The sequence below is a fragment of the Mycoplasma sp. E35C genome (assembly GCF_019873825.1).
GTDB lineage: Bacteria > Bacillota_I > Bacilli_A > Mycoplasmatales > Mycoplasmoidaceae > Mycoplasmoides.
In genome coordinates, this window is record NZ_CP068418.1 from 288,467 (window position 1) to 306,206 (window position 17,740).

General features: G+C 27.9%; 13 protein-coding genes, 1 tRNA gene and 1 pseudogene. 13 read left to right on the top strand and 2 right to left on the bottom strand.

What is annotated here, in order from left to right; genetic code table 4:
- The first annotated feature begins 29 nt into the window (after positions 1–29).
- Both JJE79_RS01260 and JJE79_RS01265 read left to right on the top strand, forming a co-directional pair.
- Entirely contained in the window at positions 30–3,050 is a 3,021-nt protein-coding gene (locus JJE79_RS01260; RefSeq protein WP_222926677.1) for an arsenic metallochaperone ArsD family protein, read from the top strand.
- A gap of 279 nt (positions 3,051–3,329) precedes the next feature.
- A tRNA-Leu gene (locus JJE79_RS01265) sits at positions 3,330–3,415 on the top strand.
- Between the two features lie 125 nt (positions 3,416–3,540).
- Here the strand turns inward: JJE79_RS01265 and JJE79_RS01270 are convergent.
- Positions 3,541–4,227: an MPN527 family putative ECF transporter permease subunit gene (locus JJE79_RS01270; protein WP_222926678.1), complete on the bottom strand. Its 687-nt coding sequence runs from the start codon at positions 4,225–4,227 to the stop codon at positions 3,541–3,543.
- Between the two features lie 111 nt (positions 4,228–4,338).
- Here JJE79_RS01270 and JJE79_RS01275 point away from each other — a divergent pair, with 111 nt between their 5' ends.
- The 11 genes and pseudogenes from JJE79_RS01275 to JJE79_RS03820 form a co-directional block, all read left to right on the top strand.
- Positions 4,339–4,896 (top strand): inorganic diphosphatase, encoded by a 558-nt coding sequence (locus JJE79_RS01275; protein ID WP_222926679.1) that lies wholly within the window; start codon positions 4,339–4,341, stop codon positions 4,894–4,896.
- Positions 4,897–5,053: 157 nt separating this feature from the next.
- The gene (locus JJE79_RS01280; RefSeq protein WP_222926680.1) at positions 5,054–5,758 is read left to right on the top strand and encodes a M48 family metallopeptidase; all 705 of its coding nucleotides are present in this window, start codon (positions 5,054–5,056) and stop codon (positions 5,756–5,758) included.
- A gap of 245 nt (positions 5,759–6,003) precedes the next feature.
- A complete protein-coding gene (gene sufC, locus JJE79_RS01285; RefSeq protein WP_222926681.1) occupies positions 6,004–6,807 on the top strand; it encodes a Fe-S cluster assembly ATPase SufC in 804 nt (267 codons plus the stop codon).
- Positions 6,808–6,816: 9 nt separating this feature from the next.
- Positions 6,817–7,455 carry a SufD family Fe-S cluster assembly protein gene (locus JJE79_RS01290; RefSeq protein WP_222926682.1) on the top strand — a complete coding sequence of 213 codons (639 nt, stop codon included), beginning with the start codon at positions 6,817–6,819 and terminating at the stop codon, positions 7,453–7,455.
- Positions 7,436–8,632 (top strand): aminotransferase class V-fold PLP-dependent enzyme, encoded by a 1,197-nt coding sequence (locus tag JJE79_RS01295; protein ID WP_222926683.1) that lies wholly within the window; start codon positions 7,436–7,438, stop codon positions 8,630–8,632. Before JJE79_RS01290 ends, JJE79_RS01295 begins: the two co-directional genes overlap by 20 nt.
- Complete coding sequence (locus tag JJE79_RS01300; RefSeq protein WP_222926684.1) at positions 8,619–9,053, top strand: iron-sulfur cluster assembly scaffold protein; 435 nt, start codon at positions 8,619–8,621, stop codon at positions 9,051–9,053. The genes JJE79_RS01295 and JJE79_RS01300 overlap by 14 nt, the downstream gene beginning before the upstream one ends.
- Positions 9,054–9,056: 3 nt before the next feature.
- Positions 9,057–10,457 (top strand): Fe-S cluster assembly protein SufB, encoded by a 1,401-nt coding sequence (sufB, locus tag JJE79_RS01305; RefSeq protein ID WP_222926685.1) that lies wholly within the window; start codon positions 9,057–9,059, stop codon positions 10,455–10,457.
- A gap of 165 nt (positions 10,458–10,622) precedes the next feature.
- Positions 10,623–11,705 carry a DnaJ domain-containing protein gene (locus JJE79_RS01310; protein ID WP_222926686.1) on the top strand — a complete coding sequence of 361 codons (1,083 nt, stop codon included), beginning with the start codon at positions 10,623–10,625 and terminating at the stop codon, positions 11,703–11,705.
- 287 nt (positions 11,706–11,992) lie between these two features.
- Positions 11,993–14,014 carry a P68 family surface lipoprotein gene (locus tag JJE79_RS01315; protein ID WP_222926687.1) on the top strand — a complete coding sequence of 674 codons (2,022 nt, stop codon included), beginning with the start codon at positions 11,993–11,995 and terminating at the stop codon, positions 14,012–14,014.
- A 209-nt stretch (positions 14,015–14,223) separates the two neighbouring features.
- The gene (locus JJE79_RS01320; protein WP_222926688.1) at positions 14,224–15,213 is read left to right on the top strand and encodes an NAD(P)H-dependent glycerol-3-phosphate dehydrogenase; all 990 of its coding nucleotides are present in this window, start codon (positions 14,224–14,226) and stop codon (positions 15,211–15,213) included.
- 901 nt (positions 15,214–16,114) lie between these two features.
- A pseudogene (locus tag JJE79_RS03820) lies at positions 16,115–16,282 on the top strand (DnaJ domain-containing protein); the annotation flags it as partial.
- A gap of 8 nt (positions 16,283–16,290) precedes the next feature.
- Here JJE79_RS03820 and JJE79_RS01330 read toward each other — a convergent pair.
- Positions 16,291–17,652 carry a Sapep family Mn(2+)-dependent dipeptidase gene (locus JJE79_RS01330; protein WP_222926689.1) on the bottom strand — a complete coding sequence of 454 codons (1,362 nt, stop codon included), beginning with the start codon at positions 17,650–17,652 and terminating at the stop codon, positions 16,291–16,293.
- Positions 17,653–17,740 lie beyond the last annotated feature (88 nt).

The window sequence follows — 17,740 nt, forward strand, 5'->3', positions numbered from 1 at the left end:
TAATTAAAGAAAATTGAAATAGGTCTGTGGTGATCAAAAATAAGTTTAAAAAACTGATAATCATTAGTTTAACATTCCTATTTAGCTTAGTGATATTATTAATTGTCGGTTTAATTAAACCCTTTAATAATAATGATATTGTTACGCAATCAAGCATTAAAAATCAATCATATAACCTAGTTAATCAAGCTAGAATTAACACCGTTAAAGATGGTGAAAAAATTTATCGTGATACTGACGATGAGTTTGTTAGCAACCAAGTAGCGGGTTATGAACGCAGCAATAATTTTAATGGTTTAAAGTTATCAAACGGTGGATATATCTTTATTTCTGATGAAGATGATAGTGTAATTTATCGCACGGATTATTTTTATAATGTCCTTTGAACTTATAAAATATCAAATGTCGATTCAATTGAACGCCATGTTTTAGAAGTTGCACAAGATGATAAAGATCCATCAACATTTTATCTTTTAGCAGCACCAAAAAACAATGATGATGTTGCACTTGCTGCTTATTCAAATTTTGATAAAAAAGGATTTGGAGTATTAGAAAAACTTAAAGAAAATCTTGATCGTGATATTTCTAAACGAATTGATAAACAAGCTGAAATATCAATCGATCCACAAACATTATTAGATAATATTCCTAATACTTGAAATAACAATCCTGACTTTTTAAAATCGTTAATTGGTTTTTCAAATAACGGTAGATTTGTTATTTCATTTAATAACTATTTAGCCAACCTAGCCAACCTTGTAGTTTATGGTGGAAGTGTTTATATTTTAGGTGGAACAGGTAATATTAATACCCAGATTGCTGACCGTTTCCAATCGTTAGGAATTTATCGAATTAATAAAGAAAGATTCAACGAAATTATTGGTTGACCTTATGCTGTTTTAATCGGTGGGTGAAACGAGCAAGGCAATAATAATAATAATAATAATAATAATAATAATATCTCAGTCAACTTACCAATTTTTGAAGATGTTAAATACACTTACGTAATGCGAGCAGCGATTGCAGGAGCTAGGATCATTAAAGATACTTCGCACTTACAATTAGGTGGTAGTTTTTCAATTGGTGATGAAAATGTTTTAACAGCTGGTAAGCATCACGAGATTAATCCAGTTAAAAATAATAGTTCAGATTTAAAAGCAATTGGTAGTTTTAGATTAAGTTTAAATATCCTTGAAGGTTTGGGTAAATTTAATTCACCATCAACAATAACAGAAGATACAGATCTTAAAAAATTAAATCCAGATTTCCAATTAGTTTCACACCTTGAAGACTTTAACTTTAATAACTTCACTGCATTAGAAACTAGCCAACAAAATATTAAAAACCGTTCAAAATTAGCAGGATTAGATGATTATTATTTCCACAATGTTGCTAACTTTGAAGATGGTTTTAGCTTCGGAACTTTTACAATGCAATTCAACGATTTAATTGTTGTTTTTGGTGTAAATCAGACTTATGATTTAATTGAAACGCCTGATTCAATTCGTCAATTATTTGGTAATAAAACTGATCAATACAATTGGAATCATTATGTCAATACAATTAATTCAAATGATCCAGAAAACCAGAACAAAGTAATCATTTGATCATTACATGCTCAAAGTAAAAATAAAACTGCAGCATTAGTTTATGTATTGCAATATCGCAATAATAATTACATAATCAGAAGTCTTAATACCGTAACACAAAGAAGTGGTGGCGTAACCCAACAGATTGCTAATAATTCTAACTTTGGTGCTTATCCAATTACCAACGCCATTGAGCTAGATGGAACCAAACGAATTGTTGTTTATTATGAAACAGCCAACACAACTTGGAAGTCATTATCATTGTTTGAATTTAATATCAATGACAATTTAGCCCAATTAAATACGGATGATACTTACCAAACTCCTAAAACATCTAGAATTACATATCTAGGTAGTGGAATGGCATTAATTAATCCTGAAAACGATACCTTATTCGTGCATTCAATTAAAGAATTAATTGAACCGTTTAACAACGATTTCATGATTAAAAAACAATTTATTCCGTTGTTTATTAAATATAACAATGGTGCTAACAACCCTGATCCTGAAATTGTTTTATTAATTCGTGCTAATGATATTGATTACAAAAATCAAAGCTTTAAATTCCATCCATTAATTAAAAACCCGTTGGTTGAAAATTATTATGAACACATCCCTGGATTAAATTTAGAATTTGAATATTCTGGATTTGGTTCTAACCCAACTTGAGTTTATCGAGGAATTGTTATTGCTTCGGTTGCAATCTTCTTACCACTAGTTTGAATTGGAATTTTCTTCGTATTAAAATTCTTTGGTTTTTCTGTGAAAAACATTGCAGAAACTAATAAACAAAAACGTAAGGATAAACACATCTTATTATCATTCCAAGATGCAATTAGTGAATCTGAAGAAAATAAGAATAAATACGAAATGAACAGTGCCATTGTTGAAAAACAATATGGTGATTTAATGCTGATGATTGACAAAGCTCAACATAACCAATTTGAAGATAAGATTAAGATATATTTCTATGAATCTTCTGCGATTACCAAAGAAGATGGTGATTTAGCGTTTAAATTATTAAAAACCAAATTACAACTTTTACAAAGGTATTTCACTGAAAATGGCATTCCGTGTTATCGTTATAACTTAAAAGATCACCGTGACATTTTCTTAAAGAATCCTAAGTTAGTAAACCACTTGAAAAAGACTAACTTCAAACTTCCTGTAATTATGGATAATAATGACATCTTGCACTATGGAAGTTATCCAAACAACGAAGAACTATCATCAATCTTTGGTATTAATATTAGTTGATTAAAGAAGATTGACTCATTAACAATTAAAACTGTTGATCCCAAGAATGTTGAAGAATTATTACGCAATAATAATCAAAAACCTTATCAACAAAATAATAATTACCAACAACAATTTGTTCAACAACCACGAGTTCAAGCACCAATTCCGCCACCAATAAGACCAACAGCTCCACCACCGAGAGCTCCGTTTAGAAGAACTTAATCAAAAAAATAAAAAAACCCAAAACATTTTCTCGTTTTGGGTTTTTGTTTGTTTAGTTATCCAAAACCCTTTATTTACAATGGTTTTGTTGATATTTTTAATAGATTAAAAACCAAGATAACTTCTATTTATTTTCTAAAATATCACAAATTAAAAATTCATGTGTTTTTAAGCTATTAAAATCCGAATTTTTGATTTATCAAATTATAAAAATTTTAATTAAGTTTATGAGAATTCAATGATTTTTTTATGCTATTATTTATATGCTTTAACATTCAACCTGGAGTGGCGGAATGGCAGACGCAGCAGACTCAAAATCTGCCGATAGCAATATCTTACGAGTTCAAGTCTCGTCTCCAGGACCAATAACTAATAACTAATAAACTAACTAACTAGGCAGCCATGAGCTGCCTCTTTTTTATGTCATATAAAAATAATTATTAATTATTGGTATATCAATAATTAATGAATCACAATAACTTAAAATATCTTAATTGAATAATTCTTTTGTAAACAAATTGAACTGAAAGAAGATCAATAAAGGCACTGCAAAAAAAGCAATCAAAACAAATTTGATTAAATTAAAGAATGAATATAATGAGAAGATTCCAGTTCAATAATCATTAATAAATAATAAATAAGCCCTTAGATTACTAACAGAATTATAATAATTAGCCACTTCAATAAAATTAATTGTATTAACAGCCTTAAACCATCATCAATACAACGGTGTAATTAATATTCCATTGATTGCTGAATATAAAAACATTGATATTGGCACAATTAGTAACCATATAACCAATCATTTAGCTTTTTTAGATCTTAATTTGGTTTTATTAAGGATTAAATTTAATAAATAAAAAATCAGAATGGTAAATATGTTGGTAATTGTTAAAAATAATATCCCAATTCAATTTGAAGGATTCCAAATAAAATGAATTAATGACAATACAGAAGCTAATAATAAAGAAGAAGCTAATGAACTGATATAAATAACAGGTATTAAAAAAACAACTGAAATATCAATTGTTAATGACAAATTGCTAAAAAACGGAATTCTTATTAGACTTGAAACGTATGCAAAAATGATGGCTAGTGCCAACATACTTGCGTTAAAAGACAGTTTAAAATTAAAACTATAATGGTTTTTTTTCTCTCGTTCTTTTCGCATTTGCATGACATTAATGTAATATTTTATGTCAAATACTCTTAGTATTATATTAATTAATTAATATAATAATTAAATAAAGTATTATTTATATAAAGATAAAAAATAAATTCATTAATAATGTCAAATTTATTAGAACTAAATGTAACTATTGAAATCCCTAAGGGATCAAACATCAAATATGAATATGATCGTAAGACTGGTCAAATCTCAGTAGATCGTATTTTATATGGTTCAGAAGTATACCCACACAACTACGGTTTTATTAAAGAAGCTCTAGATTGAGATGGTGATGAATTAGATTGTTTAGTGATTTCTAATCAAGCATTTCAACCAGGTATCAATGTTCCTGTAAGAATTTTAGGAATGATGGGAATGGTTGATGATGGTGAAACTGATAACAAACTGATTGGTGTTATTGCTTGTGACAAACGTTTTGAAAATATCAAAACTTTAAAAGATTTAGGTGCTCACAGCCTTAAAGAAATTAAAGGATTTTTTGAAACTTACAAGTTATTACAAAACAAAAAAGTATCAGTTAAAGGTTTCAAAGAAGTTGATGCAGCTATCCACGAATACAATAATTGTGTAAGTTTAATGAAGCAATATGGTTCATTACCTAAGGATGAATTCATTGCTAAAATGAGAAAACTTTATCCTGAAAAATACGAAGGATAATTTACTTTAATTTTTGCATAAAAATACAGTCGCATTTAGCGACTTATTTTTTTATCTATTAATTAAAAATATTTAAAATTTACGGTAAAAATAAGCATTTTTAATTAATTATTTAGTTTTAAAATAATATAAATAATGCTATTAGATTTATAAAAAAATGATCAGCAATAACAAAGAAATAATTGGTGGTATCGAAGTTAATGTCACTAAGAAAACCAAGATAAAAAATGTTTATATAAAAGTTAAACCTCCACACGGAGATGTTTTTGTTATTGCTCCTTATAATTTTCCAGATTATGAAATTAGAGTTTTTGTTTTAAATAAACTTAATTTGATTCATAAGATGAAAAAAAGAGTTTTAGCTCAATCTTATGAAAACTATAAAGAATATGTATCTGGTGAAGAAATTTTCTTATGAGGAGATATTTATAAATTAAATGTCATTGAACATAAAGGTAGATTTAAAATCAAAATTTTAAATCAAGAAACAATTGATTTTTATATTCCTTATAATGCAGAACAAGAAAGCAAAGAGAAGTTTTTTAATAATTGATATAAAAAACAATTAGCTTATGCAATGAAATTGATAGTTGAAAAACTAGAAGCTAAGATGAACGTTGCTGCTAATGAATATAGAATTAAAAACATGAAAACAAAATGGGGAACATGTAATGTTGATAAGAAGAGAATTTGGATTAATTTAAGATTGACTAAAAAACCGATCCAATGTTTAGAGTATGTCCTAGTTCATGAGATGGCTCATTTAATTGAAAGAAACCATACAAAGAGATTTTATTCATTAATTAATCAATACATGCCTGATTGAAAAATTATTGATCAAATTATGAAGAAAAACATTTAGTTTTAAAATAGATCAATTTAAATTTTTATTTTTTAAAAAATATGATTTTTACCGCATATTTTTAATATTTTTTATTTAAATAACATTAAAAATAATCACTAAATTAATAAAAAATATTTAAGCTAAAAATAGTGATTAAAATAAATTATTTCAAAAATAATAATGCTAATTTTTTGATAAACATTTAAGATTTAAATATGTAATATTTAAACTTTTAAAATAAGATATTTTAAAATTCAGTAATTATGTCAGAGTTAAAACTAAGTAATTTAAGTGTTAATATCGGTGAAAAGAGAATTTTAACCAACATTACAGCGTCAATTAAATCTGGAGATGTTGTTGCTATAATGGGTCCTAATGGGCATGGTAAATCAACATTACTTAAATCAATTATGGGTCATTATGACTCTAAAATTGTTAGAGGAAAAATAGAGTTTAAAAATCAAGTTTTAAACAAGTTAGAAGTTGATGAAAGAGCTAGATTAGGATTATATTTAGCTACTCAAGTTCCAGAAGAAATTCCTGGTGTTTCATTAGTAGAATTTATCCGTTCAGCAATTAATGCTAGGCGAGAAAAACCAATAGATTTACCAGAGTTTTATAAATTAGTTCAAACTAACACTAAAAAATTAAAGATGAATTTTGAACTATTAAATCGTTCAGTTAATGAAGGTTTTAGTGGTGGTGAGAAGAAAAAGAATGAAATCTTATTATTAAAAACTATTAACCCTGATTTTGCAATGCTTGATGAAATTGATTCAGGGCTAGATATTGATGCTTTAAAAATCATTACAAAAGAACTCCAAGAATGAGTTAAGGATAAAACAAAAGCATTAATCATTGTTTCTCACTATGAAAGAATGTTTAAATTAGTAAAACCGACCAAGGTTTTTGTTGTAGTCAATGGAACAATAATTACCCAAGGTGATGCTAGTTTAGCCAAACGAATTGATAAAGAAGGATATGATTGGATTAAAAAAGAATTCAAAATCGACTTTAAAGAAAGTAAAAAACAAGAATTTGATTTAGTTGATCCATTCAAACAATAATCTTTAAATATGAATAAAAAAATATTTGTTTTAGTTGATTCTAAAAAGTCAAAATTTAACTATAAAATTGAAGATAATGTTGATAGCTTTATCCATTTTTTAGATATTAATGATAACGATTCAAATTTAAAGATCAATGTTGATTTAAATGAAAATTCTTCGGCAAAAGTGATCATTTCTACATTTGGAATTAATAAAAATAAGAAGAAATATGACATTAAACTAAATCACTTATCTAATAGTGCTAAAAGTGTTTATCAAAACTATGTTGTGGCAACAGATTATTCTGATGTTTCATCAACAATTACTAGCGTTATTAAAAACAACACATATCACAATGATACAATCCAAGAGATCAGAGGTGTTTTATTAAGTGACAACGCATCAGTTAAGGGTGAACCGCAATTAATCATTGATGATAATAATGTTAAAGCTAAACATGCTATGGCTGTTGGCAGATTAAACCAAAACCACTTATTTTATTTGATGTCTAAGGGTGTTCCAAAAGCCGAAGCAATTAAATTAATTTTGATGGGATACTTTATTAAAACAATTAGCATCATTGATGATAAAAAGAAACAAGAACAAATCATCAAACAAGTTGAAGATTTATTCTTAAAAGTAAATTATGAAAGTTCAGTTAATTAGGCAACAGTTTAATTGGTTTAAAAACAATAAAGATTGGATTTATTTTGATAATGCAGCAACATCATTAAAACCAGATGCTGTAATCAATACGATTAGTGAATATTACAATAATTGATCGTTAAATCCTCATAATACTGATACAAAATTATCTAATCAATTAAATAATTTTATTGATCAAACCAGAACAAAAACAGCAAACTATCTAGGTGTTAATGCTGATGAAATTATTTTCAACAGTTCAGCTACTGAAATATTAAACTTATTTGCTTTTGGATTAATTGATTATTTAAAACCAAATGATGAAATTATTATCAACGAATTAGAGCATGCTAGTAATCTAATTAATTGGGTTGAATTAGCTAACCGTAATAATCTAAAATTGGTTTTAATTAAATCATTAGATGAATTAAAAACTAAAATTAACCAAAAAACAAAGGTTGTTGCTTTTTCAGCATTATCAAACATTTTTGGTTATCATGTTGATTATTTAAAATATGCTAACTTAATTAAAGCAATTAATCCTCATTGTTTGGTATTTATTGATGCTACGCAATATGTTGCTCATAATAAGATAATAATCACGCCTGACATTGATGGTTTATGTTTTTCAGCTCATAAGATTTTTGGACCGACAGGTTTAGGAATTGGCTACATAAAAAAATCATTACAACAAACATTAAAACCACTCAAATATGGTGGTGATATGTATTATGATTTTGATTTGAATAACAAAACAATAAGTTTTAAAAACAACCCACTTAAATACGAAGCTGGCACGAACAATGTATCAAGCATCTATGCTTGATCTAAAACGTTAGATTTTATTAATCAACTTTATGATCAGGGTTTTAAGGATTATGAACAACAATTAGTTAATTATTTTAAATCTAAAATCAAAAACCAAGATAAGTTGATATTAATCAATAAACAAGCAACATACCCAATTTTTTTAGTTCAAATTAAAGGTATTCATTCCCAAGATTTAGCTTCATATTTATCTTCAAAAAAAATCATTACCAGAGCAGGAGTTTCTTGCGTTCATTTATTAAAACAATATCAACAAGATGGCTATGTCAGAGTGTCATTATCAGCCTATAACACTTTTGAAGAAATTGATTATTTTTTTGATGTTATTCAACAGTTCGAATTAAAGGATATTTTAGATGGATTATTCTAACGCATTGATCAGAAGACAGATCATTATTGATTATTATCAAAACCCGATTAATTATTTAAAACAACCACTAAATAACGCAAAATATGAGGTTATTAAAACACAATCAGATAGTTGCACTGATCAATTTAATATTTATTTATTGATTGAAAATAACCGATTAATTGACTTAAAATTTTCAGGCAGTGGGTGTATTATTTCACAAACCACATTTGATTGTTTATCTAAGTATTTAATTAATCAAGAAATTAACCAAGTTAAAAAGATTTTAAATGCTTATTTAGAATTTATTTTTCATAATAAAAAAAGTGATTTATTGGCTGAAGAATTCGAAATTTTTTCATCAGTTAATATGCAATCTAACCGCATTATTTGCGCAACAATTAATGCTAAAGCATTAAATGATTATTTATCAAAGGAATAAACTATGGGCATATCTAAAAAGATCTTAAATAAAAAATACCAATACGGTTTTCATGATAAAGATACAGCAATTTTTGAAACCCACAAAGGGATTTCAAGAGAAATTGTTAAAGAAATATCAAGATTAAAGAATGAACCAAAATGAATGCTAGACATTCGCTTAAAAGCTTTTGATCAATTTATTAAGATGGATAATCCTAATTTTGGTCCTGATTTGTCGTTCATTGATTATGATAAAGCAATCATGTATTCAAAAGCAATTGAAACCCCACAAACTAACTGGGATGATGTTCCTAAAAAAATTAAGAATACATTTAAGAAATTAGGCATCATGGAAGCAGAAGCTAAATTCTTAAACGGGGTATCAACACAGTATGATTCACAAGCTGTATATAACAATATTTCAAAAGAATTAGAAGAATACGGAGTGATTTTTACTGATACAGATACTGCGGTTAAACAATACCCAGATTTAGTAAAAAAATATTTTGGTTCAATTGTTCCGAGTAATGACAATAAGTTTGCAGCCCTAAATACAGCATTCTGATCAGGTGGTTCATTTGTTTATGTTCCAAAAGGTGTTGAAATTAAAAAACCACTACAAGCTTATTTCAGAATTAACGGTCGTAATGTTGGTCAATTTGAACGCACGATCATTATCTTAGAAGAAGGCGCAAAATGTCATTATGTTGAAGGTTGCACTGCTCCTGTTTATTCAGAAGATAACTTACATTGTGCTGTTGTTGAAGTGTTTTTACATAAAAATGCAGTTGGACGATATACAACGATTCAAAACTGATCTGATAATGTTTTAAATTTAGTTACCAAACGTTCAATTGTTTATGAAAATGCTAAAATGTCATGAATTGATGGCAATATTGGTGCTCGGATTAATATGAAATATCCTTCATCAATTTTAGCTGGTAAGTATGCTAGTAGTGATTGTATTTCGATTGCTGTGGCTAATAAAGGAATTATTCAAGACGCTGGTGCTAAAATGATCCATCTAGCTCCATATACTAAATCTAGAATTGTTTCTAAATCAGTATCATTCAATGGTGGTGATACTTGCTATCGTGGTTTAGTTAAAATTGAAAAAGACGCACACCATTCAAGTTCGAAGGTAGAATGTGACACTTTATTAATGGATAATATATCAAGAACTGATACATTACCAACTGAGATCATTAAAAACAAATATTCTTCATTAGAACATGAAGCAAAAGTTTCAAATATTAGTGAAGAACAATTGTTTTATATGATGTCAAAAGGGATTAGTAAAGAAGTGGCTGAAAATCTAATTGTTCTAGGTTTTATTGAACCATTTACCAAAGAATTACCCATGGAATATGCCATTGAATTAAATCGTTTAATTACCATGGATATGGAAGGTAGTGTTGGTTAATTAATTCTTGATATTTTAATCAATTATTTTTATTAGTCTTACTTAATAAAAATAATCTAACCAAGATAAAATTAGTGGTTGATTGATATAAAGATTGCTTAGTTAAATCATCAACATCAGATTGGTTAATTATTTTATAATAGTAAGAATAAAACATAATAGTCTATGAGACCATTTTCAGAGCCAAATTATTATGAAGTATTAGGAGTTGAAGAAAACGCCACTAAAGAGCAAATCAAAAGGGCGTTTCGTAAGTTAGCTCGTGAATATCACCCCGATGTTAATAAATCTCCTGATGCTGAAGCTAAATTTAAAGAAATCAACCGTGCTTATACGATTTTAGGTAATGATGCTGGTCGTTTTGATTTTGATCGTAGACTAAAACAAAGAAAACAACAACAAGCAGCACAAGCCACACCTCCACCACCAAGGGCTAATAAAAACGAGAACTATTACCAAATTCTAAGGGTATCTGAAACTGATAGTCGTGAAAAAATCACAATCCAGTATAAGATGATGAAGCTGCAATATGATGCAGGTGGATTGTATGCTAAGGATGCTCATTCAGTAGAAATGAGCCGAAGGATTAAAACAGCTTATGAAGTTTTAAGTGATCCTAATAAACGACTTAAATATAATCTTTATTTAAAACAAACATCACCAGCTGTGATGAGTTTTGAAGTTTGATTATCACGACAACCTGATGTTAAGCAAACTAAAAAACAAAGCAATCCATTCAACAATGTTGAATTTAAATCAACTAAAACTAAGGTTGAAAAAGAAACCAAACACCAAACCCAAAATCAAGCTGAACAACAAACAACCAAACCTACTAAAAACCCTGATGCGTTGTTTGAAAAACTTCAAACTAATCCATTACAAATTATTAAAAAAACCTCAAAAATTCATTCAGTTTTAAGTTATTTCATGCTTGTGTTTATTGCGGTATCAGTAATCATGATCTTAATGCAATCACGCCCTGGGGTATCAACGTATTATCCAATTTTTGCACTAATTTGATTCCCGATTATTGGCATCTTAGCATTAGCACTATTATTCTTAGGATTCTTAAATATGTATATCTCATGAGACTTTAGTTCTAAGAATAAAGAATTCAAAAAAGTTAATATCATGTGGATTATTACGATATTAACTTTCTTCTCTGGGTTTTATGCAACTTATATTACCAAAAAAGCTGTTGATAACCAGATCATCTTCATGAACCGCATGAACGGTATGAATGATTAAATAATAAATATTGGTGTTTTTATTAATAAATGCGTCTAATGACGCATTTTTATTTTGTTTAAAACCACAACATCTAAAATAAATAACCCTATTTTTACATCTCTTAGTTTAATTATTTAATTAAACAATATATATCGTTTTTTAACTGAAATTATCGCATTAATTTATAAATCATAAAAAAGGTGTTGATTTAAAAATAATAAGAATATTGATTATTTGTTTTGATGAATTTTTTAAATAAGAAATTAAAAAATAAAAATAAATCAAAAACAAGGTAATTAATTAAAATGAGGATTAGACTTAAGAAAGCGTTTATTAGTTCGATAACAGGATTAGGGTTATCAGCATTAGTTATTTCATCATGCACACCCACACCAAGCACAAGGGAATTAGATGGACCACAAAAACCAAATCCTGATGATGAAACAAATAAACAAACTGATCCAATAATAACTAATCCAGGTGATGAAAATATTAACAAACCTAGACCTAGAATTAGATCAAATGAAAAGATCATTTTTCAAACAGCACAGGGTGATTCATATCCACAAATAAGAGCATTAAAAGTATTAGTTGATCTATATAATCAAGAGTTTGAAGATGATCAAGAACACTTAGATGTTGTGCTACAAAACAGAGAAATAACCAAAGCACGATCTGAGGTTTCATTAACAAGAAATACCGTTGATTTAATTAAAAAAGAAGATGATAAGATTCCCAACCTTATTTTGGGTAGTTTAAATTCAGTTAATGCGATCAATGATGTTGGTTATGGTTTGAATTTAAATAAGAGCAAAATCCTTAAGAGACAAAACTTTGAAGAATCAATTTTTGATTATTACAATACGCTAAATAATGCTAAAAAAGATAGTAATGATATTTATGGTTTGCCATTTAGTATTACTACATTTGATAGCTTAGTTTATAACAAACCATTAATGAATTTAATATTTAAATTCGTTAAAGATGGTGGTGGAATGGTTGATGAACATTCTAAGATTTATCAAGAATTAAAACAAGATGATTTCTTAACTAAGATTCCTAAAACTAAACGATGAAATGATCTTGAAGTTAAAAATCGTGAAGTCTTTAAGAATTTAGTTGTGAATGATGATACTTTTGGTGATTTTGAATCAATTATTGAGTTTTCTAATCAAATCGCACAAGGATTAAAATTAAAAGAAGAAATTAGTTCTCCAGAACCAACAAGAAGTATAAAGATCTTTACGACCGATTCATTTGCTTATACGATTCGCAAATATTTATGATCTAAATTAGGTAACAACGAACAAAGCTGGTTATGAACTCATAAGTATAATGATCAAAACCAAATGTTTTTGGATTTTACTAATTTAAAACAAGAAGAAACAATTAAAAAAATCGGTGATTTTTATAATTTCTTCAAAAATAATTTAACTTCACTACCATTATCAAAAAAAGAATATAAACCAACTGAAACAATTAGACCAAATTTATATTCTTATTATCTAGCACTAGGGACTGCTGCTGATTGAACTTTTAGTGACATTAGAACATTTGATACTGCTTTTGGAATTGGACCTCACGTTGGTTGAAGTCAATCAATACTTTCACCAGGAACACTAAAAGATATTAAAGATCCTAATGATCCTAAAAAAGGTGCAAGCATAGAAGATCTTAAAAAAGCAGGAGAACAAATGCCATCAGCTGATGATGTTGTATGAAAAAACCAATTAACCAGATTTAATAAGAACGATAAAGAACTAAACACCTTCTTAGTTGGTAGTGCTGGTTTAATTCCGATTAAATCAGCTCCACATAAAGAAAAACAAACAATTAAATTCTTAGAATGATTGTTTAGTGGTGAAACCAAAATTAAATCAGCAAACAGCCCATGAAAGGGTCGTTATATTTATGAAATCTTTAGTCAAATATCTGGATATAACTTTACTACCAAAGCTGCATTATCAAAACAAACTTATGATACTTTAACTAAGCAGATAGAACAAAAACAAAAGCGAGTTGATGCAATCATAAAATCAGATGATAAGTATTCTAAAATTAACGATCCTGATTGATCAACAATTTATATTGATAAAGCAGCAGCTGCTTCATTAAAAGATTATTTAGATTTCAAAGAAGAACTAAATAAAGATCCAAACAAAAATTCAATTGCCTTCTTATTTGACGATAAGAAGTCTTTAAGAATCAATAATCACTTTACTAGTTCGTTATTTACATTAACAAGAAACTTATTTGGAACTGCACAAACAAATGATAAGTTCATAACAAAACTACGAGCAGAAATCCAAAAACTTGATAAACAATAATATTTTAATAACTAAAACATCTTAGTTTTTAAACAATTTTTTTATATCAACCTCAAAGTTAATATCAATTAATTTATTAATGATATTAGCTTTTTTTATTGTTATTTTATTAACCTAAATCTGATTAACCAATATCATTTTGATAAATCTAAATTATTAATAAAATAATCTTTCTTAATGTTAGTATATAGAAATATAAAACGCCTGATATGAAAACTAAGATAGCAATTCTAGGGACAGGAGCGTGAGGCACTGCTCTTGCTAATGTGTTGTTAAAAAACAACAACATTGTTAATATGTGGGGAATTGATCAAGATGAAATTAATGATTTAAATAGCGGTTACAATACCAAATATTTTGGTCATAAAAAATTACATAAAACCCCTGATTTAGTTAGTAATAACTTAAAAGAAGTTGTTGATGGTTGTGATTATATTTTATTAGCCATTCCTTCAAAGTTTTTTAATGATGTGTTATCTAAGTTATCAGATGCATTAAATGATCGTAAGGTTAATTTAATTAATGTTGCCAAAGGGATGGATGCTAATAGTAAGCAATTCTGATCTGATGTTTTAAAAAAGATGTTTTCTAAAAACATCTTGACATTAACTTCATTATTAGGACCTTCGTTTGCTAACGAAGTATTTAATAACCATCCAACTGTTATTAATGCAGTGTCAGATAATGAACAAGCATGCAATAAGATTTGTCAATTATTTAACAACGACACCTTTGAATTAGTTGCATATAATAATGAACTAGCAGCAGAATTATTTGCTGCAATTAAAAACGTTTGTGCAATCGGGACTGGAATCATCTTTGAACAAACCCAATCAGCGAACACAAGATGTGCATTTATTACGAAGATTTTTAATGAAATGGATCTTTTATATCAAGCAATTGCCAAACAAAAATACGATCCTAAAGCTGTATGTCAATTAAGTGGAATTGGTGATTTTATTTTGACATGCACTAATAACCAATCACGTAACTTTAGCTTTGGTAATTTGGTGGCTAAATATGGAACTAAAAATGCTTTATTAAAAAACAATAATACCGTTGAAGGTTATGTTGCAGCCAAAACAATGTATGAAATTATTAAAACTAATAATTTAAATTTAAAACTATTAATTACAATTTATCAAATCTTATACGAAGGTTTAGATGAAAATATTTTAATTAAGAAATTAATCAATTAATGATTAATATAACCAATCTTTATTAACTTGAACTAATTAAGCAAAAATAACTTTTCATAGTGTTAAGATAAGAACATAAGATAACTACATAAAAATCTCGTTGATCATGCCAAACAAGAATACTCAAGAAGTTGATTTAACATCAGTAATTCCTTATTTTGATGATTATGAACAATCTAATCAAGCATCAGAAACATCAGTTTATTTATCAGCTCAAACGATTGAATTATCTGAGTATTATCAAAATGCAATAAAAGATATTAATTTATCTAATACCAAAGAGATTTATCTTCATGATCATGAAGCAATCAATGAGATTAAGAATCAATTTTATGCTAACTATGATCAAAACTATGATCAAAATATAAACCAAGATCAATATAATTATCAGCAAGAACAATATAACTATCAAGATAATAACCAAGAAGAAGAGTATTATCAACAACGTGCTGAAGCATTTTATAACAGTGCTTATACCCAACATTACCAAGAAAATGGTTATGAAGGTCCATTATTTACCGACCATCAATACCAAGATATGCATTTTTCATATGATCCTAATGCTGGTGATGATAGTCACGTTTATACATTTACTGATGGTAGAGAACGTTTGTTTTCAGACAGTGTCATTGATCCCAAAGAAGCTGAAAAAACAGCTGAATATGACATTGAGAATTTCATAAGAAATGCAGCTGATAAAAAAGCTGCTAAAAAGAAAGCTAAAGAAGAAAAGAAACGTCAAAAAGAAGAACAAAAACGACGTCAGAAAGAAGAAGCTGAATGATACCGTCAAGCTATGGAAAATAACACCACAAATTATAGCTTTGACTTTGGCTTTGATTTTGAAAACGTTGATTGGGACAATGTTAATTTTGGTGGTGATGATTCTAATCAAAATGAAATTGATGAAGCATACGAAGCACTTGGTGTATCACGCAGTGATAGTCCAGAAGCAATCAAATCAGCTTATCGTAAGTTAGCAAAAAAATATCACCCAGATCTTAATAAAGAACCGGGTGCTGAAGCGATGTTTAAAAAGATCAATCAAGCCTATGAAGTCTTGAATGAATATGTGCTTTAGTTGTTATTAATTGCTTTCATTAAATTAATGATTGCATTAATATAAACTTCATAACAAATTTTAATTTCATCAAAACTGATGCGTTCGTTTGGTGCGTGCATTAATACAGAATCCTTAGCAGGACCGTATGCCACACAATTAGTTACTAGTTTTGCATAAGTTCCACCACCAATAATTTTTGGTTGTGGATCTTTTTCTTTACTACTAAAAGCATAACAATCTAACATTAGTTTTAATAATGGTGAATTTAGATCGAAATTTTTAGCAGGTTTTGTATCAAGCAATTCAAAGCTAGCATCAATCTTGTGATCAACTAAATATTGTTCAATGTGTTTTTTAACATCATCAACACTATAAGTTACAGGCACTCTTAGATTGGTGCTAACTTTAATAATGTTGTTGTTAGTGCTGATTACACCAAGGTTGGCCGTAACTTCACCAGAGAAGTCACTAAAGCCCTTTAAAGCAGTATTTAAAGCGTATTGATTATCAAAATAATTATCATTAATGTATTTGATTAAATCTTTATTATCATCAAATACTTCTCCATAAGTTTTTAGTGCATTAATGATCGCATTAACTCCCTTGTTTGGTTGAGAACCATGGCTAGCAACACCAATATATTCAACGCCATCATTAAGCATTTTTTTATCATGATTATCTTGATAATCAAAATATTTTTGATTATCTTTGGTGCTAATTTTACAATAATCAGCAATCTGATTTATCACGCTTCCACCGTTGATAACTAAATTATTTTGGGATTTAAAATTTAAAGCAAAATCATAGATTAATTTTTCAGTGCTAATTACTGGTCATTGTCCATCAGGAGTAAAACCAAAATCAAACTCACCATGATCAGCCATATAATACTTCATACTTTCCATATCAGTTTCTTCACTTAAACCAAAGATCATACGGATTGTTCAATTTTCATCAATCAAATTATGATCGTGTAAGTATTTCATGACATGCAAGTTGATGATTGCAGGACCTTTATCATCAAGTGTTCCTCTGGCAATCACGCAATCATCTTTAACAATCGGTTCAAATGCTGATGTGTTTCATTGTTCAACCATTCCTTCTGAAACAACATCTAAATGTGCCATGATTCCAAAGATTTTTTTACCAGTGCCAATTTCACAAAAACCATAGCGATTATTAACATCTTTTGTTGTTCTAAAACCAAAAGATTTAGCTAAATCTAAAACATAATTTAAAGCATCATCTAAATGCTTGCCGTATGGTAATTTCTTATCATTTGATTTAAATGAAACAGAAGGAATTGCACAAAGGTTTTTAATGTCTTTAATAATTTGTTGCAATTTATTTTCAGTTAATGGATAGTTTTTAAACATAATTATTTGATTAGTCTGCTTAATAAATTATATAAGTTTAGTCTTTTTAAGACTAAGTTAATTGTTAAAATAATAATTGAAAGATAAA